This is a genomic window from Thomasclavelia sp., assembly GCF_047249845.1.
Classification (GTDB): Bacteria; Bacillota_I; Bacilli_A; order Erysipelotrichales; family Coprobacillaceae; genus Thomasclavelia.
On the sequence record NZ_JBKTWO010000001.1, the window covers coordinates 103,290 to 129,227 of the forward strand.

Annotated in this window: 27 protein-coding genes and 1 pseudogene; all 28 read left to right on the top strand. The window is 30.7% G+C overall.

Going from position 1 to position 25,938, the window contains the following annotated elements; genetic code table 11:
• Positions 1-29: 29 nt before the first annotated feature.
• Positions 30-746, top strand: coding sequence for a UMP kinase (gene pyrH, locus ACLR9T_RS00375; RefSeq protein WP_413107547.1), 717 nt, complete (start codon positions 30-32; stop codon positions 744-746).
• Position 747: 1 nt separating this feature from the next.
• On the top strand, positions 748-1,293 hold the full coding sequence (gene frr / locus ACLR9T_RS00380) for a ribosome recycling factor (protein WP_413107548.1): 546 nt from the start codon (positions 748-750) through the stop codon (positions 1,291-1,293).
• A gap of 122 nt (positions 1,294-1,415) precedes the next feature.
• Complete coding sequence (locus tag ACLR9T_RS00385) at positions 1,416-2,171, top strand: isoprenyl transferase (RefSeq protein WP_413107549.1); 756 nt, start codon at positions 1,416-1,418, stop codon at positions 2,169-2,171.
• Positions 2,171-2,953 carry a phosphatidate cytidylyltransferase gene (locus tag ACLR9T_RS00390; RefSeq protein WP_413107550.1) on the top strand — a complete coding sequence of 261 codons (783 nt, stop codon included), beginning with the start codon at positions 2,171-2,173 and terminating at the stop codon, positions 2,951-2,953. The genes ACLR9T_RS00385 and ACLR9T_RS00390 overlap by 1 nt, the downstream gene beginning before the upstream one ends.
• A 1-nt stretch (position 2,954) precedes the next feature.
• Positions 2,955-4,106, top strand: a pseudogene (locus tag ACLR9T_RS00395) (1-deoxy-D-xylulose-5-phosphate reductoisomerase).
• Positions 4,106-5,185 carry a M50 family metallopeptidase gene (locus ACLR9T_RS00400; protein ID WP_413107551.1) on the top strand — a complete coding sequence of 360 codons (1,080 nt, stop codon included), beginning with the start codon at positions 4,106-4,108 and terminating at the stop codon, positions 5,183-5,185. The pseudogene ACLR9T_RS00395 and the gene ACLR9T_RS00400 overlap by 1 nt, the downstream one beginning before the upstream one ends.
• Positions 5,186-5,257: 72 nt before the next feature.
• Entirely contained in the window at positions 5,258-9,577 is a 4,320-nt protein-coding gene (locus ACLR9T_RS00405) for a PolC-type DNA polymerase III (RefSeq protein WP_413107552.1), read from the top strand.
• A gap of 98 nt (positions 9,578-9,675) precedes the next feature.
• A complete protein-coding gene (gene rimP / locus ACLR9T_RS00410; RefSeq protein ID WP_413107553.1) occupies positions 9,676-10,143 on the top strand; it encodes a ribosome maturation factor RimP in 468 nt (155 codons plus the stop codon).
• 12 nt (positions 10,144-10,155) lie between these two features.
• Positions 10,156-11,487 (top strand): transcription termination factor NusA, encoded by a 1,332-nt coding sequence (nusA, locus tag ACLR9T_RS00415; protein ID WP_413107554.1) that lies wholly within the window; start codon positions 10,156-10,158, stop codon positions 11,485-11,487.
• Positions 11,488-11,499: 12 nt separating this feature from the next.
• Positions 11,500-11,757: an RNase P modulator RnpM gene (gene rnpM / locus ACLR9T_RS00420; RefSeq protein ID WP_413107555.1), complete on the top strand. Its 258-nt coding sequence runs from the start codon at positions 11,500-11,502 to the stop codon at positions 11,755-11,757.
• A complete protein-coding gene (locus ACLR9T_RS00425) occupies positions 11,750-12,046 on the top strand; it encodes a L7Ae/L30e/S12e/Gadd45 family ribosomal protein (protein WP_413107556.1) in 297 nt (98 codons plus the stop codon). The genes rnpM and ACLR9T_RS00425 overlap by 8 nt, the downstream gene beginning before the upstream one ends.
• Before the next feature lie 4 nt (positions 12,047-12,050).
• Positions 12,051-13,904: a translation initiation factor IF-2 gene (gene infB / locus ACLR9T_RS00430; RefSeq protein WP_413107557.1), complete on the top strand. Its 1,854-nt coding sequence runs from the start codon at positions 12,051-12,053 to the stop codon at positions 13,902-13,904.
• A gap of 8 nt (positions 13,905-13,912) precedes the next feature.
• Complete coding sequence (rbfA, locus tag ACLR9T_RS00435) at positions 13,913-14,260, top strand: 30S ribosome-binding factor RbfA (protein WP_413107558.1); 348 nt, start codon at positions 13,913-13,915, stop codon at positions 14,258-14,260.
• Positions 14,261-14,413: 153 nt separating this feature from the next.
• Entirely contained in the window at positions 14,414-15,358 is a 945-nt protein-coding gene (locus ACLR9T_RS00440) for a DUF4062 domain-containing protein (RefSeq protein ID WP_413107559.1), read from the top strand.
• A 91-nt stretch (positions 15,359-15,449) separates the two neighbouring features.
• A complete protein-coding gene (gene nagA / locus ACLR9T_RS00445) occupies positions 15,450-16,589 on the top strand; it encodes an N-acetylglucosamine-6-phosphate deacetylase (protein WP_413107560.1) in 1,140 nt (379 codons plus the stop codon).
• A 1-nt stretch (position 16,590) separates the two neighbouring features.
• Entirely contained in the window at positions 16,591-17,469 is an 879-nt protein-coding gene (locus tag ACLR9T_RS00450; protein ID WP_413107561.1) for an aldose 1-epimerase family protein, read from the top strand.
• Positions 17,470-17,507: 38 nt separating this feature from the next.
• The gene (locus ACLR9T_RS00455; RefSeq protein WP_413107562.1) at positions 17,508-17,681 is read left to right on the top strand and encodes a sporulation protein Cse60; all 174 of its coding nucleotides are present in this window, start codon (positions 17,508-17,510) and stop codon (positions 17,679-17,681) included.
• 66 nt (positions 17,682-17,747) lie between these two features.
• Positions 17,748-17,897, top strand: a complete 150-nt coding sequence (locus ACLR9T_RS00460) for a DUF1540 domain-containing protein (RefSeq protein WP_413107563.1) — start codon at positions 17,748-17,750, stop codon at positions 17,895-17,897.
• Between the two features lie 64 nt (positions 17,898-17,961).
• Positions 17,962-18,462, top strand: coding sequence for a hypothetical protein (locus tag ACLR9T_RS00465; RefSeq protein WP_413107564.1), 501 nt, complete (start codon positions 17,962-17,964; stop codon positions 18,460-18,462).
• On the top strand, positions 18,449-19,162 hold the full coding sequence (locus ACLR9T_RS00470; RefSeq protein WP_413107565.1) for a pseudouridine synthase: 714 nt from the start codon (positions 18,449-18,451) through the stop codon (positions 19,160-19,162). The genes ACLR9T_RS00465 and ACLR9T_RS00470 overlap by 14 nt, the downstream gene beginning before the upstream one ends.
• 32 nt (positions 19,163-19,194) lie before the next feature.
• Positions 19,195-19,839, top strand: coding sequence for a tRNA (guanosine(46)-N7)-methyltransferase TrmB (trmB, locus tag ACLR9T_RS00475; protein ID WP_413107566.1), 645 nt, complete (start codon positions 19,195-19,197; stop codon positions 19,837-19,839).
• A 1-nt stretch (position 19,840) separates the two neighbouring features.
• Positions 19,841-20,161: a thioredoxin family protein gene (locus ACLR9T_RS00480; RefSeq protein WP_413107567.1), complete on the top strand. Its 321-nt coding sequence runs from the start codon at positions 19,841-19,843 to the stop codon at positions 20,159-20,161.
• A gap of 11 nt (positions 20,162-20,172) precedes the next feature.
• Entirely contained in the window at positions 20,173-20,772 is a 600-nt protein-coding gene (gene ytpR / locus ACLR9T_RS00485) for a YtpR family tRNA-binding protein (RefSeq protein ID WP_413107568.1), read from the top strand.
• 14 nt (positions 20,773-20,786) lie between these two features.
• On the top strand, positions 20,787-21,470 hold the full coding sequence (locus tag ACLR9T_RS00490) for a hypothetical protein (protein ID WP_413107569.1): 684 nt from the start codon (positions 20,787-20,789) through the stop codon (positions 21,468-21,470).
• 2 nt (positions 21,471-21,472) lie between these two features.
• On the top strand, positions 21,473-21,805 hold the full coding sequence (acpS, locus tag ACLR9T_RS00495; protein WP_413107570.1) for a holo-ACP synthase: 333 nt from the start codon (positions 21,473-21,475) through the stop codon (positions 21,803-21,805).
• A gap of 364 nt (positions 21,806-22,169) precedes the next feature.
• Positions 22,170-22,505, top strand: coding sequence for a single-stranded DNA-binding protein (gene ssb, locus ACLR9T_RS00500; RefSeq protein ID WP_413107571.1), 336 nt, complete (start codon positions 22,170-22,172; stop codon positions 22,503-22,505).
• Positions 22,506-22,566: 61 nt separating this feature from the next.
• Positions 22,567-24,378 (top strand): translation elongation factor 4, encoded by a 1,812-nt coding sequence (gene lepA / locus ACLR9T_RS00505; RefSeq protein ID WP_413107572.1) that lies wholly within the window; start codon positions 22,567-22,569, stop codon positions 24,376-24,378.
• 86 nt (positions 24,379-24,464) lie between these two features.
• Positions 24,465-25,793: a glycoside hydrolase family 1 protein gene (locus ACLR9T_RS00510; RefSeq protein WP_413107573.1), complete on the top strand. Its 1,329-nt coding sequence runs from the start codon at positions 24,465-24,467 to the stop codon at positions 25,791-25,793.
• Positions 25,794-25,938 lie beyond the last annotated feature (145 nt).

The window sequence follows — 25,938 nt, forward strand, 5'->3', positions numbered from 1 at the left end:
TGTTGAGAAAATATAAAAAGGAGATTAATATGAAGTACAAGCGGGTATTATTGAAATTAAGTGGTGAGGCATTGGCTGGAGAAGATAAAACGGGGATAAGCGCACAAACTGTTGCTGATATTGCACGACAAATCAAAGATGCTAAAAATCTAGGTGTAGAGATTGCAATTGTATGTGGTGGTGGAAACTTATGGCGTGGTAAAACGGGTGCTGACATGGGAATGGATCGTTCTAGTGCCGATTATATGGGAATGTTAGCGACAGTGATGAATGGTTTGGCAGTGCAAAATGCATTAGAAGCTATAGATGTTCCTACTCGAGTTCTTTCGGCCATTGAAATGCGCCAGGTAGCTGAACCTTATATTAGAAGAAGAGCTATTCGTCATTTAGAGAAAGGAAGAATCGTAATATTTGGAGCTGGTACAGGAAGTCCCTTTTTTACAACAGATACAACGGCCGCTCTAAGAGCAGCGGAAATAAACGCAGATGTAATCTTAATGGCAAAAAATGGTGTTGATGGTGTATATTCTGCAGATCCTAAAGTAGATTCAAGTGCAATACGTTTTGAAGAAATTTCATATTTTGATGTTTTACAAAAGGATTTAAAGATCATGGATCAAACTGCTATTACTTTATGTAAAGATAATAATATTGATTTATGTGTATTTAATATGTCTGAAGATGGAAATATTGCTAAAGCATGTAATGGCGATAAAATCGGAACAACTATTACAGGAGGAAAATAAAATGATAGATATGATTTTAGAAGATACAACTGAAAGAATGAATAAAACGATTGAATCTTTTCAACGTGATTTAACTACTGTTAGAACAGGTCGTGCTAATCCATCAATGCTTGATCGGGTGATGGTCAATTATTATGGTTCGCCAACTCCAGTTAATCAGATTGCTGGTATTTCAGTAGTTGAAGGGCGTCAATTAGTTATTAAGCCATATGATAAATCTAGTATTAAAGATATTGAACATGGTATTTATGAAGCTGAATTAGGATTGGCTCCACAAAATGATGGTGAAGTTATTAGAATTATGGTACCTGCTTTAACTGAAGAACGACGTAAAGAGTTTGCTAAACAAGTTTGGAAATTTGCTGAAAATGCAAAAGTATCGATTCGTAATATTCGTCGTGATAGTAATGATGAAATTAAAAAAGTTGATGGCAGTGAAGATGAGATAAAAGCAGGTCAAGAAAAAGTGCAAAAATTAACTGATAAATTTGTTAAAGAAATTGATGAAATTGCTAAAGTTAAAGAAAAAGAAATTATGACAGTATAATAGGGATGCTAAAGTAAAATTTAGCATCTTTTTTTATAATGCTTATAAGAGAAATTTTGAAAGCCTTTTTTTTATGAGGAATTTATGGTATAATCTCGAATAGTTAAACAGGAGGTCAACAAATGTTTTTTAAAAAAGATAAAGTAGAAGATAATGATTATCATGATCTTGATTTAGATAATATTCCTAAACACATAGCTTTTATTATGGATGGAAATGGAAGGTGGGCTAAAAAAAGAAAAATGCCACGTACTTATGGTCATCATGAAGGAACAAAAACAATTCGTGATATTGCTTTAAAATGTAATGAGTTAAAAGTTGAAGCAATGACCGTATATGCTTTTTCAACTGAAAACTTTGCTCGTCCTGAAAAAGAAGTACAGTATATTTTTAAGTTACCAAAGGATTTTTTTGAGTTATATATGAAAGAATTAATGGAAAATAATGTTAAGATTTGTACGATTGGTCATTTAGATATGGCTCCCCAGGAAACCCAAAGTATCATTAATACAGCAATTGAAAAAACTAAAAATAATACGGGTTTAAAATTATGTTTTGCTTTTATATATGGTGGTCGTGATGAAATTGTTCATGCTAGTAAAAATATTGCAATCAAATTAAAAGAGGGATTAATTAAAGAAGAAGATATTAATGAGCAATTATTTAGTAGTGAATTAATGACTAAGGATCTTCCTGATGTAGATTTGATGGTGAGAACAAGCGGGGAACAACGCTTATCAAATTTTTTATTATGGCAGTTAGCTTATGCTGAATTTGTATTTACTGACGTACTGTGGCCGGATTTTAATGATGAGGAATTATATAAAGCAATTTGGCTGTATCAAAATCGTGATCGACGCTTTGGAGGTTTAAAATAATGAAACAAAGAATTATTACTGCTTTTTTACTTATGGCGGTAGCTTTACCTTGTGTTATTTTAGGAGGATATTATTTTAAGGGTCTAATTGGGGTAATCTTAGCACTTTCTGTTTATGAGATGTTGCATATTTGTACGCGTCCTAAAATTAAACTTTATATCTACCCAATCGTGTTTTTGTTTTTTAGCTATGGATTTTTATTTGACCAAGATGATTTATTTTTGGCTTCATATGGGATTTTAGTTTATTTGATTATTTTGTTTGCAGCAACAATTTTTGATGAAACGCTAACAATTGAAAGAACGAGTTATATTTTTACTATGGGCGTATTAGTATGTGCAGGTTTACATTCATTAATGTCACTTCGTGATGTATATGGATTTCAATATTTGTTGTTGCTGGCATTAGCTACTTATGGTAGTGATACAGGGGCGTATTTTGCGGGAGTATTTTTAGGAAAGCATAAGTTGATTCCAAGACTTTCACCTAAAAAAACAATTGAAGGATCTATTGGTGGAATAGTTTTGGGTACAATTTTGGCGGTTAGTTATGCAGGATATCTTGGACTAGTTGAAACAAATCCTGTTTTAATTGTAGCTTGTTTTGTTTTAACTTTTACTAGTCAAATTGGAGATTTGGTTTTTAGTGCTGTAAAACGTCATTTTGGGGTAAAAGATTATTCTGGTTTATTACCTGGTCACGGTGGTATTTTAGATCGAATTGATAGTATATTATTTAATGCGATTGTATTTAGTTTCTTTTTAGTAATGGTGAGGTTATAAAATGAAAAATATTACAGTATTAGGGGTAACTGGTTCAATTGGAATGCAAACTGTTGATGTTGTTAAAAATCATCCTGATGAATTTAAAATTATTGCAATGTCAGCTGGATATAATATAAATAAAGTTGAAGAAATTTTAAAAATGATCGATGTTAAATATATTTGTGTAGTTAAGAAGGAAGATGCTGATTATTTGCAAGCTAAATATCCTGATAAATATATTTATCATGGAACAGATGGTCTAATTAAAATTGCAATATTGAATGAGGTAGAGATCGTATTAAATGCAATTGTCGGATTTGCTGGTTTATTACCAACAATTGAAGCTATTAAAGCTAAAAAAGATATTGCTTTGGCAAATAAGGAAACTTTAGTTGTTGCAGGGCATATAATTACTAAGCTTGTAAAGGAATATGATGTAGCTCTTTTGCCAGTTGATAGTGAACATTCAGCTATTTTCCAATCTTTAAATGGCGAAAGTAAAAAACAAATAAAGAAAATTATTTTAACAGCTAGTGGTGGCAGTTTTCGTGATAAGACTCGTGAAGAACTTATTGGGGTAAGTGTTCAGGAAGCTTTAAATCATCCTAATTGGTCGATGGGAGCTAAAATTACGATTGATAGTGCAACACTTTTTAATAAAGGGTTAGAAGTTATTGAAGCAAAGTGGCTTTTTGATGTTAGTTATGATCAAATAGAGGTTTTAATTCATCCTGAGAGTATTATTCATTCAATGGTTGAGTTTGTTGATACTTCAATTATTGGTCAATTAGGAAATCCTGATATGCGCTTACCAATTCAATATGCTTTGACATATCCGCAACGTGATGTTTTATTTGGTGGAGAAAGTTTAGATTTAGCTAAAATTGCAACTTTAACTTTTAAAAAACCAGATTTTAATCGGTTTAAGGCTTTATCATTAGCTTATCAAGCTGGACGTGAGGGTGGTAGTAAACCATGTGTCTTAAATGCTGCTAACGAGCAGGCTAATGAATTATTTAGAAATGGTTAGATAGAATTTTTAAAAATTGAAGAGTTAGTTGAAAAGGCTCTTTGTAATCATCAATTTATCAAGGACCCAACTTTACAGCAATTAATTGAAGTTGATACCTGGGCCCGTAATTTTGTGTTAAAAGAGATAGGAGAAGATTAATGCAGACATTAATAAATATAGTAGTTTTTATTTTAATCTTAGGAATTGTTGTTTTAGTACATGAGTTAGGGCATTTTTTAACAGCAAAATCTTTTGGGGTTTTTTGTAGTGAATTTTCAATTGGAATGGGTCCGAAATTATTTTCTCGGAAAATTGGTGAAACGGAATATGAAATTAGAGCATTACCAATCGGTGGTTTTGTCAGTATGGCTGGTGAAGCTGATAATGATATCGAAGAGTTTAAGGATGTTCCTGTTGAAAGAACGTTAAAAGGAATTAGTTGTTGGAAAAAGTGTGTTGTTTTCTTAGCAGGTGTCTTTATGAATTTTATATTATCACTAGTCATTTTAATAAGTGTATATTGTTTTATCAATGTTCAGACTAATACTTCTGAAATTGGAACTGTTAGTAATGATAGTCCAGCGATGATGGCAGGGTTAGAAGCAGGTGATACGATTTCTAAAGTAACTTATAATGGTCAAGAGAATATTATTGCTTCTTTTAGTGATCTTCAGGAAGTATTAGATAATTCAAATTTGAAGTTAAATAGTGATCAGCTTACTTTAAAAGTTGAGATTGTTCGTGATGGTAAAACAATGACTAAAAATGTCAATGCTAAATATGATAAGGACAGTGATTCTTATGTTATGGGGATTAAAGCAGCTACAAGACGTTTAAGTTTTTTTGAAGCAGTAAACTATGGTCTAGATCAATTTAAAACGATGGCATTATTGATATTTACTACTTTAGGTAAATTAATTACTGATTCTGCTAATACAATCGGTCAGTTATCTGGACCTGCAGGGATATACAATGTTACTTCAGAAATAACCCAGACAGGTTCGATTAGTCAATTGTTGATTTTATTATCACTGTTATCTACTAATATTGGAATGTTTAATTTATTACCAATTCCTGGGTTGGATGGATGTCAGGTGATTTTTGCTGTAGTAGAGAAGGTAATTGGTCGTGAGTTACCGACTAAATTAAAATATACTCTTCAGGTAATTGGATTGTTATTGGTATTTGGTCTAATGATTTTCGTTACCATTAATGATATTTCTAAAATATTTGGTTAAAGGGAATTAAATTCCCTTTTCTTGTGCTATAATAGCATTCATGAATTTAAGGTTTAAATGTGGGGTGAAAGAATGGAAGATAAATTATTAATATTACTAAAGAACTTAAAAATTAATGAACAAGTGCATAATTTAAATGAGGGAAAAATAACTAAGGTAGTAGTAGGAAAAGATGATAGTTATACATTTCATTTATCATTTAAACAGTTAATTCCTTTTGCTGAATATCAGTTATTATTACAAGGTAGAGAAAATTTCCCCTATCCTGTAAAGTATCAAATTAATTATGAAGAAACAAATTTTAATGTTGAAGAATTATTACCATATGTTGGGTATCTTTTAGAAAAATTAAAATTAGATTATCCTGTCTGTTCTACTTTAACTGTAGATAATTTTAAAATTGGGTCAATTATAAAGATCGAGACTTGTAATGAAATCCAATTAGAACAATTGTCACAACTAAGATTACAAATTGAGGGATTATTTAATAGTGTCGGAATTAATAAAACAATTGATTTTTATATTGATGAAAATAATGATGTATTTAAAGATATTAAAGAAGAAATGGAGGCTTATGAGCCTGTAGAAATTGATATGTCTTTATTACAAAAACCAGAAAAAGCACCAGTACAAGAAAATAATTATAAAAATAATTATCGTTCTAAAGGGACTGCTATTGATATGAAAATTGAAGAAATCACAAATCAAACAATGGAGAACAATATTATTATTAAAGGATATGTTTTTAAAACAGAAATGATTAAAACAAGGGCTGGAAAACATATTCAAAGTCTTTGGGTTACTGATTATACTGATTCCATTATTGTTAAAAGATTTGAAAACAATTCAAATAATTCACTTGAAGAATTGAAAGTTATTGGCAAAGGAAATATTTGGATCAAGGTACGTGGTGAAGCACGATTTGATAGTTTTGCTCATGAAACTGTATTAATGGCAAGAGAAATTGAAGTAATCAAAAGTCCTGCACCAAGAAAAGATACTTGTGAAGCTAAAAGAGTTGAGTTACATACACATTCAAAAATGTCTGCAATGGATGGAATTGGTACTATTTCTCAATACATTAATGCTGTAGCTTCATGGGGACATAAGGCTATTGCTGTAACTGATCATGGAAATGTTCAGTCTTTTCCAGAAGCTCAAATGGCAAGTGGTAAAGCAGGGGTTAAGATGATTTATGGAGTTGAGTTTAATATGGTGGACCCCGTTTTAAATATCGTATATAATCCGATTGACACATCGATTGAACATGCTACTTATGTTTCTTTTGACTTAGAAACAACTGGACTTTCAGTAATTCATGATGGAATAACGGAATTTGGTGCAGTTAAGATTCGCAATGGTGAAGTGATTGACAGAATGCAGCGATTTATTAACCCTGGTAAAACAATTTCTTCTAGAATCACAAATCTTACTAGTATTACTAATGATATGGTTAAAAATGAGCCAACGATTGATGTTGTTTTACCAGAAATAATGGAGTTTTTTGGCGACTGTATTTTAGTTGCTCATAATGCTAATTTTGATGTTGGTTTTTTAAATGAAAATTTAAAACGTAATAACTTACCAGAAATTAATAATCCTGTAATCGATTCTCTTGCCTTAGCTAGGGCAATATTAAAACCAATGAAGTCATATCGTTTAGGAAATGTTTGTCGTACATATCGGGTTAATTATGATGATGAAGTTGCCCACCGGGCAGATTATGATGCCCAAGTATTGGGTGAAGTTTTTAATTTAATGATTCATCAGATTATGCAAACTGGCAAATATAGTTTATTGGATTTATGTGAGTTGACAGGTGATGATATTTATAAAATTGTTTATCCTTATCATATGACTGCTCTGGCCTTAAATAAAACAGGTTTGAAAAATATGTTTAAGTTAGTTAGTGAGGCAAATACAAAATATTTCCATGGAGGAACACGTATTCCTAAAGAACGGCTTGAATATTATCGTGAGGGTTTATTATATGGCAGCAGTTGTTATAATAGTGATGTTTTTGAAGCTGCACTAAATCTTTCGGATGAAAAACTTGAACAAGCAATGAAGTTTTATGATTATATTGAAATTCAGCCAATTGAAGATTACTATCATTTAATTGAACGTGGTAAATTACAAGATCGTGATGAATTGATCAAGTCATTACATCGGATCGTTGATTGTGCTAAGAAATTGAATAAGATGATTGTAGCTACTGGTGATGTTCATTTTCTTGATGTGAAAGATAAAATATTTAGAGATGTTTTTATCTCAAATCCAACTATTGGAATTGGTCATAAAGCCCATCCATTATGTGATCGTCGTAATCCAAAAGCTAAAAATCCTTGTCAATATTTAAGAACTACGAATGAAATGTTAGAATGTTATCCATATTTACCTCAAGAGGAAGTCTTTGAATATGTAGTTACTAACACTAATAAAATTGCTGATATGGTTGAAGAAATCAAGCCGGTACATGATAAACTTTTTACCCCTAAAATTGAAGGGGCTGATGATAATTTAAAAAATCTATGTTATGAAACAGCTTATAAAACTTATGGGAAACCATTACCAACAATTGTTGAAAAGAGATTAGAAAAAGAATTAAGTAATATTATTAAACATGGTTTCGGGGTGATTTATTATATCTCTCACTTACTAGTTAAAAAGTCAAATGATGATGGTTATTTGGTTGGTTCTCGAGGGTCAGTTGGTTCTTCGTTTGTTGCGACAATGTCAGGGATAACCGAGGTTAATCCTTTGCCACCTCATTATGTTTGTCTTAAATGTTCACATAGTGAATTTTTAGAAGAAGGGGTTATTGCTGATGGTTATGACTTGGAGGATAAGGTTTGTCCTAAATGTGGTGCAATAATGAAAGGAGAAGGTCATAATATTCCATTTGAAACTTTCTTGGGTTTTAATGCCGATAAAGTTCCAGATATCGATCTTAACTTTTCTGGGGAGTATCAAGCTAATGCACATGCTTTTACGAAGGAAATTTTTGGTGAAGATCATGTTTTTAGAGCGGGGACTATTTCTACTGTAGCGGAAAAAACAGCTTATGGTTACGCTAAAGGATATGCTGAATTAATGGGAATTGATCAGACAATCAGGAGTGCTGAGTTAGAAAGAATTGCTGCTGGTTGTGGTGGGGTAAAAAGAACTACTGGTCAACATCCAGGGGGGATTATTGTAATTCCTGGAGATATGGATGTATTTGATTTTACACCTTATCAATATCCAGCTGATGATTTATCAGCAACATGGAAAACTACCCATTTTGATTTCCATGCAATTCATGATAATGTGTTGAAATTTGATATTTTAGGACATGTAGATCCAACTGTTACTAGAGCGTTGCAAGATTTAACGGGAATTGATCCTAAAACAATTCCTACTAATGATAAAAAAGTCATGTCACTTTTTACAAGTAGTGAGGCATTAGGATGTAATTTGGATTTTATTGGGTGTAAAAATGGTGCTTTAGGGCTACCGGAATTTGGTACTACCTTTGTTCGAGGCATGCTAGACCAGACAAAACCTAAATCCTTTAGTGATTTGGTTATTATTTCGGGGTTATCTCATGGTACAGATGTTTATTTAGGAAATGCTGAAAGTTTGATTAAATCAGGTACTTGTACTCTTTCTGAGGTAATTGGGTGTCGTGATGATATCATGGTTTATTTAATTGAGAAAGGTTTACCGAACAAAGATGCATTTGATATTATGGAATGTGTTCGTAAGGGGAAATCACCTGCTGTTTTCCCAGAAAAAAAATATGAAGAATTAATGAAAAAATATAATGTACCACAATGGTATATTGATTCTTGTAAAAAAATTAAATATATGTTCCCTAAAGCTCATGCTGTAGCTTATGTTCTTTCAGCTATTCGAGTTGCATGGTGGAAAGTTTATTATCCACGTGAATATTATGCTGTTTATTTTTCAACTCGTTGTGATTTTTATGAAATTGAGACTTTGATTCAAGGAAAAGATGCTATCATGGCAAGACGTGAGGAAATCACCCAACTTAGATCTGAGAGAAGTTCTTCAAATAAAGATGAAGGATTGTGGGATGTTTTTGAAATTGCTTTGGAGATGATTGAACGTGGATTTCATTTTAGTCCAATTAGTTTAGAATATTCACAATCAAGTAAGTTTATTTTAGATCCAAATGATGAATATGCATTAATTCCTCCATTTAGCGCAATTGATGCCTTAGGAGAGGCAGTTGCTTCAACTGTAGTGGAAGCTCGTAAAGATGGACCGTTTTTATCAAAGGAGGATGTAATTAAACGAACTAAATTGAATAATTCACATATCAAAACATTAACTAAAATGGGTGTTTTTAATGGTATGCAGGAAAGAAATCAGTTATCACTTTTTTAAAAGGTTGCAATTATAATTGAGATGTGTTATTATACAAGTAGTTTCATAGAGAAGCGAGTGGGGTAACCCACTCTTTATTATTGAATAGAGGTGAAATAATGGAACTTTTAGATAAAATTAAAATAATGATCGAACCAATTTTAAAAAATAATAATGTTTATCTTGATGATCTTGAGTATGTTCAAGATCATGGAGAATGGTATCTTAGGATCTTTGTTGAAAAAAATGATGGTTTCTTAGATATGGATACTTGTGTTGCAGTAAGTGAAGCAATTAGCCAAAAAATGGATGAGGAAGATCCGATTAAAGGAGAATATTATTTGGAAGTTTCTTCGCCTGGTGTAGAGAAACCATTGAAAACATTTGAACAAGTCAAATCTTCTCTTGGAAAATATGTTTATGCTAAATTCTATAATCCTGTAGCAGGTTTAGATGAAATTGAAGGTTTTATTAAAACAATTGAAGATGAAACGATTGAATTTGAATATTTAGTTAAGAATATTAAGAAAAAGATTGAAATCGATTATAACAATATTAAATTTATTAGACTAGCTGTGAAATTTTAGGAGGATATAAAAGTGGCAAGTAAAAAATTCATGGACGCATTAAATTTGTTGATTGAAGAAAAAGGAATTGAAAAAGATGTTTTCTTAGAAATGTTAAAAGAGTCTATTGCAAAAGCATATAAGAAAAATTATTTAAATCCTGATGCTAATGTCCGTGTTGAAATTAATGAAAAAACTGGGAAGTTTAGATTATTTGAAATCAGAACGGTTGTTGATGATCTTGATGATGAAGATATTGAATTATCGTTAGAAGAAGCTCAAGCTATTAATCCTTTTCATAAAATTGGAGATGTTGTGGAAACAGAAGCTGATGTTGAACATATTGGTCGTTTAGCAGCAATACAGACAAAGCAATTATTTAGACAAAAAATTCGAGAAACTGAAAAAGAAACACTTTATAATGAATTTGCAGATAAAAAAGATGATATCATTACTGGTATTGTTGATCGTGTTGAAGATAAATTTGCAATCGTTAATATTGGTAAAACTGGAGCCTTTTTAGCTATAAACCAACAAATTCCTGGTGAAAGGATCAAAGAAGGACAACATTTAAAAGTGTATGTTAGTGATGTTGATCGGGGAACAAAAGGTACTCATATTGTTGTTAGTAGAACTGAGCCAAACTTTGTTAAAAGATTATTTGAATTAGAGGTGCCTGAGGTATATGATGGAACAGTTGAAATTAAAGCTGTTTCTCGTGAACCAGGGGAAAGAAGTAAAGTAGCTGTTTATACAAGTAATGAAAGTGTTGATCCAATTGGATCTTGCGTGGGGCCTAAAGGCAGCCGTGTTAAAAATGTAGTTGATGAATTAAATGGTGAAATGATTGATATTATTATTTGGAGTAGTGATCCAGTTGTATTTATTTCAAATGCTTTAAGTCCTTCAGAAGTTAAACATGTTGCAATTAATGAAAATGATCATAGTGCGTTAGTTGTGGTACCTGATGACCAGTTATCTTTAGCAATTGGTAAACGTGGGCAAAATGCTCGTTTAGCTGTAAGACTTACGGGATGGAAAATTGATATCAAATCAGTTAGTGAAGCTTTAGAGCTTGGATTGATTACTTTAGAAGATATAACTATTCCAGAAGATAATTCGCCTGTTGATTCTAATTTTGAAGAAGAATTTGCACAAGAAATGTTAGAAAAAACTTCAGATGAAGTTATTGATGATACTGAAGAAGAAATTATCGAAGAAGAAATCATTGAAGAAGTTGTAGAAACTGCACCAGTTAAAAAAGTGATTGAATATGAAGATTTTGAAGATTTGGATGATGAATATAGTAAATATGATGAAGAAATCGATTATGATGAATATGATAAATATTATGATGCTGATTAAGGAGTGATGATCTTGCGTAAAATACCATTAAGGAAATGTTTAGCTACCGGTGAACAATTGCCAAAAAAGGAACTGATTAGAGTCGTTCGTAATAAAGAGGGCGAAGTGCATGTTGATCCAACTGGTAAGATGAATGGACGGGGAGCTTATTTGAAAAGGGATAAGAAAGCATTTGAAATTGCAAAGAAGAAAAAAGTTTTAGCTCGTGCTTTGCAAGTTGAGATTCCTGACCAGATTTTTGAAGAATTGGAAAAATTTGCTAATGAATAATTTTTTAAATACACTTGGTCTGGCTAGTCGTGCTCGCAAAATTGTTACTGGGGAAACATTAATTAATAAAATTCGATCTAATGAAGTATATTTTGTTATTATTGCAACTGATGCAAGCGATAATACAAAAAAGAAACTTACTGATAAATGTACTAGTTATAATATTGATTATGTTATTGCTAGTAATATTAATGAACTTTCTAAAGCGGTTGGTAAAAATAATCGTGTTGCATTAGGTATCCAGGATGCTGGATTTGCTAAAAACTTAAAAGAGAAGATAGGAGGGTGAAATTATGGCAAAACAAAACAAAAATTTGAAAAATAAAAAAGGGGCTCCTAAAAAGAAACAGCTTAAATCAAATTTTCCAAATAAAAAAGAAGAAACTGCAGTTAAAGAAGGGGTAATTGTATACGAAGAAGGTATTACAGTTGGTCAATTAGCAGAAAAGATTGGTCAAACCCCTGCAAATGTTATCAAAGTATTATTTTTACTTGGTACAATGGTTACGATTAATTCTTCATTAACGGATGAACAAGTAGAGCTAATTTGTTTAGAATATGGTTTTGAAGTAGAAAAACATATTGAGGTTAGTGAGGTTAATTTTGAAGAAATAGATATTATTGATGATGAAAAAGATTTAGTTGCCCGTTGCCCAGTTGTAACAATAATGGGGCATGTTGATCATGGTAAAACAACATTATTAGATACAATTAGAAAATCGGCGGTAGTTGAAGGGGAATTTGGTGGTATTACTCAACATATTGGTGCTTATCAAGTTGATGTAAATGATAAAAAGGTTACTTTTTTAGATACACCAGGTCATGAAGCTTTTACAGCTATGCGTGCTCGTGGGGCTCAAGTAACAGATATTGTTATTATTGTTGTTGCAGCTGATGATGGAGTTATGCCTCAAACTAAAGAAGCGATTGATCATGCAAAAGCAGCAGGAGTTCCAATTGTTGTAGCGATTAATAAAATTGATAAAGATGGTGCTGATCCGGAAAGAATTAAAGGTGAAATGTCAGAATATGGTTTATTACCTGAAGATTGGGGTGGAGATACTGTATATTGTGAAATCTCTGCTAAGCAAGGAATCGGAATTGAAGAGTTGTTAGAAACATTGACTGTTGTTGCTGAGTTAGCAGATTTAAAAGCTAATCCAAATCGTTATGCATACGGTAGCGTTGTTGAAGGCAAACTAGATAAGGGACGTGGTCCTGTTGCAACTTTATTAGTAGAAAATGGAACTTTAAGAGCAGGTGATCCAATTGTTGTTGGTACAGCTTTTGGTAAGGTTCGTCAAATGTTAGATGACCGTGGTAAAATAATCAAAGAAGCTCTTCCTGCAACCCCAGTAGAAATCACTGGATTAAATGAAGTGCCTGCTGCTGGTGATAAGTTTATGGTTTTTGAAGGTGAAAAGCAAGCTCGTAGTGTTGGTGAAACACGATTAAAAGCAAAACAAGATAAAGATAGAGGAACTGGAGCGGCTTTATCACTTGATGATTTATTTTCACAAATTAAAGATGGAGAGATTATCGACCTAAATATTATTGTTAAAGCTGATGTTCAAGGAACTGCTGAAGCTGTTAAGGCATCACTTGAAAAAATTGATGTTGATGGTGTTAGGGTAAATGTAATTCGTTCTACTGCTGGTGGTATTACTGAAGCTGATGTTTTATTAGCTACTGCATCTAAAGCAATTATTTATGGATTTAATGTACGTCCAAATGCAAAAGTGCGCCAAAAGGCAGAAGAAGAAGGAATTGAAATTCGTCTTCATAACATTATTTATAAAATGGTTGAAGAAATCGAAACTGCTATGAAAGGAATGCTTGCCCCTGAAGTTAAAGAGGTTGTAACTGGTCAAGCTGAAATTCGTCAAGTTATTAAAGTTTCTAAAGTGGGGAATATTGCTGGGTGTTATGTAACAGATGGATTTATTCGTCGTAATTGTGGAATTCGTTTACTTCGTGATAGTGTTGTTGTATATGAAGGTAAATTAGGTTCATTAAAAAGATTCCAAGATGATGTTAAAGAAGTTGCAAGTGGTTTTGAATGTGGTTTAAGTATTGAAAACTTTAATGATATTAAAGAAGGTGATATTGTTGAAGGATATATCATGGAGGAAGTTGAAATTAAGTAGGTGATTGAATGGTTCTTAAAAAAGAAAAATTAAGTGGTATTATTCAACGTGAATTATCACAAATCCTTCAAGTTGAAGTACGTGATCCTAAAATTGGTTTTTGTACAATTACAGCAGTAGATTTAACAAATGATTTATCAATTGCTAAGATTTATGTTACTTTTTTAGGGAAAGATTTTAATACTCGTAAAGGTATGGAAGCGTTAGAACGTTCTAAAGGTTTTATTCGTTCGTTACTAGCTAAACGTTTAACTATTCGTAAAGTACCAGAGTTACATTTTGTTCATGATACTTCATTAGAGTATGGTAATAAAATTGAAAAGATTATTGATGATATTAATCATCATGATAAGTAGATTAATCAAGGTATTTAGCTTACAGTTAAGTAAAAAATCTGTAAGTTAAATACTTTTTTGTTTAAAAAAAAATTTAATCTTATATGGAAGATTGAAGATAAATTTGTCAAATGATATAATTAACTCAGTAAAAAGTTTTAAAAGGAGAATAATATGGCAAACACAACTTTAAAACAACATATACCTATTTTTATTTCTTCAACTTATGAAGATTTAATTCCTTATCGTAATCAAGTTAAAGAAGTAATTGTTAAATTAGAACAAATAGTTAAAGGGATGGAGTATTTTGGCTCTAGCCCTGAAAATTCTTTAGATACATGTTTACATCAAGTAGAAGAAAGTAAAGTTTTTATTTCTATTATTGCAATGCGCTATGGATCAGTTCATGATGAAAGTGGTTTTTCTTATTCAGAGTTAGAATACAATAAAGCAAGAGAAAAAAATATTCCAATTTTAATCTATATTTTAGATGAAAATCAACCAATTCCTCCAAAGTTTGTTGATACTGGGATTAAGGCTGAAAAATTAAAAGAATTTAAAGAAAAGGTGAAAAAGTTACATACAATAAGTTTTTTTACTACGCCAGATAATTTAAAAGAACAAGTAAGTAGAGATTTAATTGCTGTTTTAAATAAGATAGATAATGTTAGTATAAATGAAAATAGTAATATTTTAAAAACACATGAAATCTTAGATGAAAAAATTATTAATGAATTTTTATTAAGACCTAAAAAACATGCAGGATTAGAAGGAAAAATAAAATTGCAGGTGGTTGAGCCGTCAGTAATGGTAAAATCAGAAATTATTAAGTCTAATGGCTTAACGGTAGGCGATACTATTGGTCGAAAGGTTAAAATTGTTAATTTTGAAAAGAATGACTTTATTAGTAATTCAACAACTTTTTTATATGCAGATGGAGAAAATGCAGATTGGTTAGAAACAATAAAAGAAAATGATATTATTGATGTTAAAGTTCGTTTAAACTGTTGTATAGTTAAAGAAAAAATGACACGTCCTAATGGTGAGATAATATCTGATTTAACAGATGTTGTATATTGTTCAATGACATTATTAGAAATTGATGAGCAGAAATTATAAAATATTTGTGATATAAATTGCCAGAGCTTTATTCGTATAATCTAGATATAGATGTGCTATAATATGTCCATAGATAGAGGAGGACGAAAAAATGAGACAATGTATCATAAATGGTAAAGTAATATTAAAAGATAAAGTGATTAATGCTAATGTTTATGTAGAGGGTGAATATATTTGTGAAATCTCACAACGTTTACCTGATAATGAACAAGTTATTGATGCTAAAGGGCGTTATGTTTCACCAGGATTTATTGAATCCCATAGTCATGGGCGCAATGGTAGTGATTTTATGTATCCTTCTTTTGAAGATTTAAATACGATTACTAGTAATTTTATTAAAAGTGGAGTTACTGGGATTTTAGCTACAACTATGACTATGTCAAAAGAAGATACTTATACAGCAATAAAAAATATTGCAGAGAATATAGATAAAGTTAGTGGAAGTAAGATTCTAGGTATTCATATGGAAGGACCGTTTTTTAACCTTAAATATAAAGGAGCACAACCTGAAGAGTATATGATTGATCCAACAATAACTAATTACAAAAGTTTAATTGGTGAATTTGGTTATTTAATAAAGAAAATAAGTTTAGCTCCTGAATTAAAAAATGCTGATAAGTTAATTGAGTATTTAGTAAACGAAGGTGTGGTTGTAAGTTTAGGACATACTGATGCGACATATCAGCAGGCAATAAATGGAATTAAAGCTGGAGCTACTTCTGGGACACATACTTTTAATGCTATGACACCACTTACTCATCGTAATCCGGGTGTTGTTGGTGCAATCATGGAAAGTGATGAGGTATATGCGGAATTAATACTTGATGGAATTCATGTAAGCTATCCAGCAGCTAAGGTGTTATTAAAGGCTAAAGGGTTAGATAAAGTAGTCTTGATTACAGATTCAATGGAAGCTTCAGGTCTTGATGATGGAGAATATAAAATTGGTAATCAAGCTGTATATGTTAAAGATAATTCTGCGCGTTTAGAAAGTGGAACCTTGGCTGGAAGTGTTTTAGCAATGAATACTGCAGTTAAAAATGCATATCAGAATCTAGGTTTAACGATTTATGAAGCAGTTAAATTAGCTAGTTATAATCCTGCTAAAAATTTAAATTTAATTGACTTAGGAGAATTGGCAATTAATAAAAAAGCTGATATAATCATGTTTGATGAAGAGATAAATATTGACTTTGTCATGATTGATGGAAAGGTATTGATCGGTGGATGAAATGGTAACATTAAAAAATGAATTTTTAGAAGTAACACTTGAAAATAAAGGTGCAGAAATCATTAAAATTGTTGGTCAAAATGATAAAATTAATTATATGTGGCGACGAGATCCTATTCAATGGGGAAGTAGTGCACCAGTTTTATTTCCGATTGTTGGAGCTTTACAAAATAATGAGTGTCGCATTGATGGTAAAACGTATAATATGACTCAGCATGGTTTTTCTCGCCATAATGAGTATGTGGCAAATCAAATTAGTGATCAGGAAGTGATTTTCACATTAACTTCAAATGAGAACATCGTTAAACAGTATCCATATTTATTTAAATTAGAAGTTATATATCGTTTAGATAAAAATATTTTAGCTTGTAACTTTAAAGTTACAAACATAGATAATCAAGAAATTTATTTTCAAATTGGTGGACATCCAGCCTTTGCTTGTCCTTTTATGGAAAATGAGTCAAGTAATGATTATTATCTTGAATTTAGTGAAGATGAGATATTAGATAGAAAAGTAATTGATCTTGAAAAAAAAGGAATAACCCATGAAACTGCGCCTTTTTTAGATAATGAGAAAAGATTTTTTATTCGTCAAGAATTATTTAGCAATGATACAATTATTTTACAAAATTTTAAATCAAAAAAAATAACTTTAAAATCTTTAAATCACAATAAGTCTTTAGTTGTTCATATGGATAAATTTACACATTTAGGAATATGGGCAGCTAAACATGTTGGTGGTTTGATTGCAATTGAACCTTGGTTTGGTCATAGTGATTATGTTGATTTTTCAGGTGAGTTAAAAGATAAAGAAGGAGTTATTGCATTAAAAGCTAATCAAACTTTTGAGGCAACTTTAAAAATTGAAATTAACCAATAATGACAAATATTTTATAATTACTGTTTTATAATTTAATTATGAAAGTGAAAATTATTGAAAAGACTCATGAATTAGATTTAGAAGATGAAATCAATGAATTTATAGTTAAAAAAGATCCAGAGATTTTAGCAATGCATTATCAAGTAGCAATGACTTTTTCTAGTGAATTAGAGTATAGTTTTAGCTGTTTGATAGAATATGAGGATAAATAAATTTTATTTATCCTTTTTTGCATAGTTTTTGAAAAATATGTTAAAAATAACTATGGAGGTGATACCATGGCAAAAGATGTATGTTGTCATGTTGACAGTTGTGTATATAATCATGACTGTAAGTGTGATGCCCAAGAAATTACAGTATGTAATTGTAAATGTAATGAAGCAAAAGACGTTAAAGAAACTGCTTGTGATACTTTTAGATGTAGATAGGGACTTCGGTTCCTATTTATTTTATTGTGAAATAAAACGTGTTATAATGGTATCGGTGATGAATATGAAAAAACTTGTTTTTATAATCATTTGTATACTGCTGACGGGCTGTTCTAATAAAGATATCGTTGATGACAAGGGTAATAAATTATATGAGCAGTATCTTGAATATGAAAAAAGACTGGCTAAGCAGCAAGATTATCAAGAAGGTAATGATGAATTTATGATCAGGCTTGTTGTTAATAAGATAGATGATAATAATAATCGGTATGATATTATCATTGACAATCCCAAGATTAATATGTATCATTTACAAGCAATTGCTAAAGTTAGACAGGATGAAAGTGAAAGTCTTCCTAATTTAGGAATCTTAGAAAATGATGTTTTTTCACTTATACCAAATCTTGTTGACAAAGAAAATGGAATTTATAAAGGCGTAAATTTATCAGGGATCACAAAAGAAAATAAGTTTGATGTTTTAATATATCTAACATTTTATAGTGATAAAGAGTGTAAAGAAAAAGAAGAAAGGTATATAAAATTATATGGTGATGCGACTAGATAAGTTACTTGCAAATTATGGGATTGGAACACGAAAAGAAGTTAAGTCTTATATTAGAAAAGGATTTGTTGAAGTAAATGGAGTAGTAATTAAAAAGGATGATAGTAAAGTTGATTATCAAAAAGATACTATTACTTTTGATGGTGAAATTATAGAATATCGTCCTTATGTATATTTAATGCTTAATAAACCACAAGGGTATGTTAGTGCAACTAAAGATAATGTTCATCCTACTGTTATTGATTTGATTATCGGTTATGAAAATTACGATTTATTTCCAGTAGGAAGACTTGATATAGATACCGAAGGGTTGCTTTTAATAACTAATGATGGTGATTTTTCGCATAAGTTAATGGCACCTAGTAGAAATCATGCTAAACTTTATTTTGCTGAAGTTGAAGGTATTATGGATGAAAAAGACGTGGACACTTTTAAAAAGGGGATTGTTTTAGATACTGGTTATCAATGTAAAAGTGCCAAATTGAATATAATTGAAGTGGGTAATAATTGTTGTAGAGTGGAAATAGAAGTTTTTGAAGGAAAATTTCATCAGGTTAAGAAAATGGTCGAAGCTTGTGGGAAGCGGGTTACTTTTTTAAAGCGTTTAAAAATTAAAAATTTATCATTGGATCGTAGTTTAGAACTTGGTGATTTTCGTGAACTTACAGATAAGGAATTAGTCGACTTGATGAATGATTTATGATAGAATATGCATATATGTAAAGGGGAGTAGTAATGCGACTTAGAAATAATCCAAAGGCTTATGAGATAATGAATGAAAATAGTGATTTTGTTGTAATTGAGCCTGAAAATTTTAAAAATAACTGGAAAGATATCTTTGGTAACGACCAACCAATATATATTGAAATTGGAATGGGTAAAGGTGATTTTATTTATCAAAATGCCTGTAATTATCCAGATATCAACTTTATTGGAATAGAAAAATATCCAAGTGTACTAGCAGCTGCAATTAATAAAATTAATCAACAAGATAAAAAAGTAACAAATCTTAGATTAATACGTTATGATGCAATAGAATTAGAAAAAGTATTTAGTGAAAAAGAAGTTGATAAAATCTTTTTGAATTTTAGTGATCCATGGCCTAAAAGTCGTCATGCTAAAAGAAGATTGACTTCTAATAAATTTTTGGATGTATACCGTAAAATATTAGTAGATAATGGAGTAATTGAATTTAAAACCGATAATCAAGGTTTATTTGAATATTCCTTAATATCTTTAAATCAGTATCCTATGGATTTAGAGTATGTAAGTTTAAACTTACATAACAGTCCAGAAAATGAAACTAATATTATGACTGAATATGAACGTAAATTTTGTACGAAAGGACCAATTTTTAAATTGGTGGCAAGGTATCGATAAGATGGATAAATTAATAGAAATTAAGACTATTGAAGAATTTGACAAGATTCGCACTGGTAAAACGATTATAATGTTTACAGCAGACTGGTGTCCTGATTGTATGTTTGTAAAACCTTTTATAGGTGATATTGTAAGTGCTAATCCTGAATTTAAGTTTTATCTAATAAATAGGGATAATTTATTAGATTTATGTAAAGATTTAGATATTTTAGGAATTCCTTCTTTTGTTGCTTATGAAGATAGTGAAGAAATAGGACGTTTTGTAAGTAAGTTACGTAAAACAAAAGAAGAGATTCAAACATTTATTGATAGTGTAAAATAAGAGGTGTAGAGATGATATTTCATGGATTTTATAATTATGATCACATTGGTGATATTATGTTAGCTAGATGTGGTGAAGGTAAAACATTTGATTATAATAAATATGATGATTTGGTTGTATTAAAAGATGAGAATGGTAATATAATTGGTTATAATTTATTAAATGCAAGTAAACATCTAGGGAAGATCAACAATGGATTGATTGATTTTAATGAGCATCAAATTGAGACTTTTAATAAATTACTAGATAAAAATAATTTAGCTCCTGTAGTTATAGATAAAACACCGCGTTTTATCGTAGGTGAAATTATTTCTATGACTGAACATCCAGATTCTGATCATTTACATGTATGTCAGGTTGATTTAAAGACGGAGCAAACTCAGATTGTATGTGGTGCTCCAAATGTTGATATTGGTCAGCGAGTAGTTGTTGCAACAGTTGGTGCAATTATGCCAAGTGGTTTAATAATAAAACCATCAAAATTACGTAAAATAGATTCAAATGGAATGATTTGTTCAGCACGTGAATTAGGGTTACCTAACGCACCCCAAGTTCGAGGAATTTTGGTGTTAGATAAAGATAAGTATAATGTAGGGGATTCATTTTTCTAGAAAGGGTGATAAATATGTTTAGAAGCTTATTTAAAAAACATGAGCAGGATGATGACATTTTTGAAGTTGATCCAGTTGTTGAACAACGTCGTAAAGAAAAGTTTAGTACACCTTTAATTTATGATGAGGAATTTAAAGAAGAAGAGGCTAATGAGCCAGATGAAAAGGTGGAAAGTAAGCCTAAAGCTAAACCAAAGACTAGTGAAGTTAAAGCAGTAGTTGAGGAAAAACCAAAATCTGTTTATCAAATGAGTGAGGTTATTTCACCAATGCATGGCATTTCTAGACGAAAAGAGGCTGAAAAAGTTGAAAAGAGAAAAAAAGTTTCAAAACCTAAAAAGAAGAAAAATAGTGACCAGTTAGTGCCAGTAATAAGCCCTTATTTTGGTAATTATGAAGAAAAACCAGTAATTGAATCAGAAGCTAAGTTAACTTCTATAAATGAAGAAAAAGAAGCTGAGAAATTAACAAAAGAAATTGAAAAATTACCTACTGTTGAAGAAAATCTTCGTAATATAGCTAAAATAGTTGAAGAAGAAAAGGATCAGTTAAAAATTATTGAAGAAAGAACTGGTGAATTTAAATTAGATTTTGGAACTAATGAAATTGAAAAACAGAATTCATTAATTGATGAAATTGATGATGATATGTCATTAGATGAATTAATGAGTTTATATGAAAAGAAATTTAAGGATTAAAAATGATTAAAGGAATTGGTTGTGATATAGTAGATTTAAGTCGCCTTGATACTAACAATGATATTTTAGCGTTAAAAATTTTAACTGTTCAAGAGTATGAAATTTATAAAAATAAAAAAACGTCTAAACAAAAACGAGAGTTTTTGGGAGGTCGTTTTGCTGGAAAAGAAGCTTTTTTTAAAGCAATTGGAATTGAAAAAGGATTAAATTCTTTCCAAGATATAGAAATATTAAATGATGTGAATGGTAAACCATATCTTAATTATCCTAAATCATTTATTTCGTTAGCGCATGAAAATAATTATGCTGTTGCTTATATAGTAATTGAAGTCTAAACGACTTCTTTTTTTGTTAATAAATTATAAATAAAATAATCAGTCAGTTAAGAAGTATATATTTGGGATTTTGTTATTGTGCTATCTATTTTTATATGTATAGATTTATTAGTAGTAATTATCAATACGGATAAAATTGCTTGTTTATATGAATAGCTGGATATGGACTAAAGATTTTTTCGCCATTTTTAAGTAGACATCATTGGACTATTTAAACATATTTGGGTGTTATTTAAACAAAAGTAGGAAAATAGTAGTCATCAGTGACTATTTTTAATTTTTTTAAGTGATAATGACGAAAATGCCAAGCTTGCAAAAATGCTTTTTTATGCCTATAATTGCTTTTGCAAAGGAGGGGATTAAGATGTTAAATCAAGTAATGTTAGTGGGTCGTCTTGTAGATATTCCGGTGATGAAGACGACAAAAGGAGGTGTTAAAGTTGCTAATGCTACACTACAAATTGAACAAGGATTTAAAAATGGTTTAGGTGCTTACGAAAGTGACTATGTTACAGTTTCGTTGTGGCGGGGGATCGCAGAAATGATTATCGAGACCGCAACACCTGGTAGTATGATGGCAATAAAAGGAAGATTGCATTCACGAACTTTTGAATGTGGTGATTCTAAAGTAATTACCTCAATTGAAGTAATAGCAGAACATGTCTCATTACTCGATAAATATTTTAATCAAGATAAATAAATATTATTTGAGTTTACCCTATTAATTTGTTATAATATCATAACGAAAGTGGGTGATAAAAATGGCTATTGATCAAAATAAAATAAGAAATTTTTCTATTATTGCGCATATCGATCATGGTAAAAGCACCCTGGCAGATCGTATTCTTCAAATGACTGGAGCTGTAGCTGATCGGGAAATGAAAGCTCAGTTGCTTGATAGTATGGATTTAGAGCGTGAAAGAGGTATAACAATAAAATTGAATGCAGTTCAATTAAATTATACTGCTAAAGACGGACAAACTTATTTATTACATCTTATTGATACACCAGGACATGTCGACTTTACATATGAGGTATCTCGTTCGCTAGCAGCTTGTGAAGGAGCAATATTAGTTGTTGATGCTGTTCAAGGAGTAGAAGCTCAGACATTGGCAAATGTCTATTTAGCACTAGATAATAATTTAGAAATACTTCCCGTAATTAATAAAATAGATTTACCAAGTGCTGATCCTCAGCGGGTAATTAAAGAGGTTGAGGATGTTATTGGATTACCAGCTGATCATGCTCCACTGATTTCGGCAAAGACAGGTCTAAATATAGATGAGGTTCTTGAAAAGGTTGTTCAAGAATTTCCTGCACCATCTGGAAATATCAACAATCCAACTCAAGCACTTATTTTTGATTCATATTATGATAGTTACCGAGGAGTAATTGTTTTTGTCCGAATCAAAGAAGGTAAAATTAAAGTTGGAGATACAGTCAGGTTTTTAGCGACTGATGCAACTTATGAGGTTACTGAACTAGGAGTTAGAACACCTAGAGAAGTAAAAAAAGAAGAACTGGTAGTTGGTGAAGTAGGCTGGTTTTGTGCATCAATTAAATCGATTCAAGATATACATGTCGGGGATACTGTTACAACACTTGAAAATGAGTCAAGTGAGCAGTTACCAGGGTATCGACAAATGAATCCAATGGTATATTGTGGACTTTATCCGATTGACAATGCTCGATATAAAGATTTACGTGAAGCTTTAGAAAAAATGAAACTAAGTGATTCTTCGCTTATGTTTGAACCTGAGACATCTCAAGCTTTGGGTTTTGGTTTTAGATGTGGTTTTTTAGGATTGTTACATATGGATGTAATCCAGGAAAGATTAGAAAGAGAATTTGATTTGGATTTAATTGCAACAGCACCTTCAGTTATTTATCATTGCTATTTAACTGATCGTAGTAAAGTTGTTGTTGATAATCCTGCAATGATGCCTAATCCTCAAGTTATTGAGCATATTGAAGAACCATATGTAAAAGCTTCAATTATGACACCAAATGAATTTGTTGGCGTGATTATGGAACTTTGTCAAAATAAACGTGGTGAATATGTTGATATTGAATATATTGATGATACAAGAAGAAATGTTATTTATGAGGTTCCTTTATCAGAAATTGTTTATGATTTTTTTGATAAATTAAAATCTAGTACAAAGGGTTATGCTTCACTTGATTATGAATTGATTGGATATCGCACAAGTAAATTACAAAAAATGGATATATTATTAAATGGTGAGATAGTTGATGCGTTATCAACCATTGTTCATAAAGATTTTGCTTATGGTAGAGGTAAAATTATATGTGAAAAGCTTAAAGAAATTATTCCTAAACAAATGTTTGAGGTACCGATTCAAGCAGCATTACAAGGGAAGATTATTGCTAGGACAACAATTAAGGCAATGCGTAAAAATGTTCTTGCTAAATGTTATGGTGGCGATATAACTCGTAAAAAGAAATTATTAGAAAAACAAAAAGAAGGTAAAAAGAGAATGAAAGCAGTTGGTAATGTTGAAATTCCTCAAGAAGCATTCATGGCAATATTATCAGTTGATGAAGATAAGTAGTATTAAAATACTACTTATCTTTTATATTGAATATATTTAAATAAACCTTTAAAATAATATGTATAATCATACTGAGGAGGAAAATTATGACAATTAAATTACCAGATAGTTTTTTCTTTGGGGCAGTTATGGTAGAACCTCAAACGAATATTAACAAATGCCTGTATTCTAATTTGGACATGTATTTGGAACAAGAAATTAATGTTTTAGATAATAATAGAGGTTTGGATATTGAAAATAATACATATCAAGAATATGAAGATAAGATCAAATTTTTGAAGAGTATGAATTTTAAGTCAATAACAATTTCTATTCAGTGGACAAAATTATTAGATCGAAATGGAAATATTAAGACAGAAGGAGCAGCTTGGTATCATCAGTTAATTGATTGTGCAAATAAAAATGAAATAGATCTTTTTTTTAATATCTATCATTATGATATGCCTGAGTATCTTATTAAGCGTGGTGGTTGGCAAAATCGTGAAGTTGTAGAAGCGTATGCTAATTTTGTGAAAAAAGCATTTGAAGAATTTGGGCAAAAAGTGAAATATTGGTTTATTTCCAATGGACCAGTTATTAAATCTGAACAACAGTTTTTATGTGGAATTTGGTATCCATATTTAAAAGATTTTAAACAATCAATTAATGTACAATATAATATTACTTTAGCACACTGTTTAGCCATTATGAATTTTAGAAAATTAAAAAAAGAAGGTAAAATAATTAAAGAGGCTAAAATCGGAGCAAATAATTGTTTTATTCCTGTTTATACTAAAGATAATCCAACACCTGAAGATTTAGGAGCAGTTAAAATGATTGATGGTTTATATAATCGCTGGTGGTTAGACATTGCAGCACATGGTCATTTACCAAATGATATTCTTGATACAATTAAAAATGATTGGAAAGTTAGTATCAATTGTCGTCCTGGTGATGAAGCAATTTTAGCCTATGGAAAGGTAGATTGGCTTGGATTTAATTATTATCAGCCAACAAGAGTTCAGGCTCCAGATAGTAACTTTGATGGAAATGGATTACCTTGTATTGCTAGGGCATATATCTGGTCTGAAAGAAAAATGAGTATAAATTGTGATCATGAAATTTATCCTAAAGCAATTTATGATTTTGGAATGAAAATAAAAATGGAATGTCCTAATTTACCTTTTTATATCTTTGAAAAAGGAATAAAAATTGAGGAAGAAGAAAAATTTATTGATGATGCTAAGGATGTCCAAGATGATTATTGGATTGAATATATTCGTGAGCATTTGGAATGGACTGCTAAAGCAATTGAAGATGGGGTTGATTGTTTAGGATATCATTTTTGGATTACTTTAGAGAAAGATTGGAAGAGAGTTGAAAGGAAAAATACTGAATGGATTAAAGAAGTAGCAAGAACTAACCAATTTGAATAGAAAGTGATTTTGGTCACTTTCTTTATTTTGTGGTAAATTTCTGTTTTGATTTACTTAAAAGAATATATAGTCTATAATGATTAGGTAATAAGGAGGCAAAGAAATGTCATTTAATTTTCGAAATAAAATGCATAAGATTCGTTTT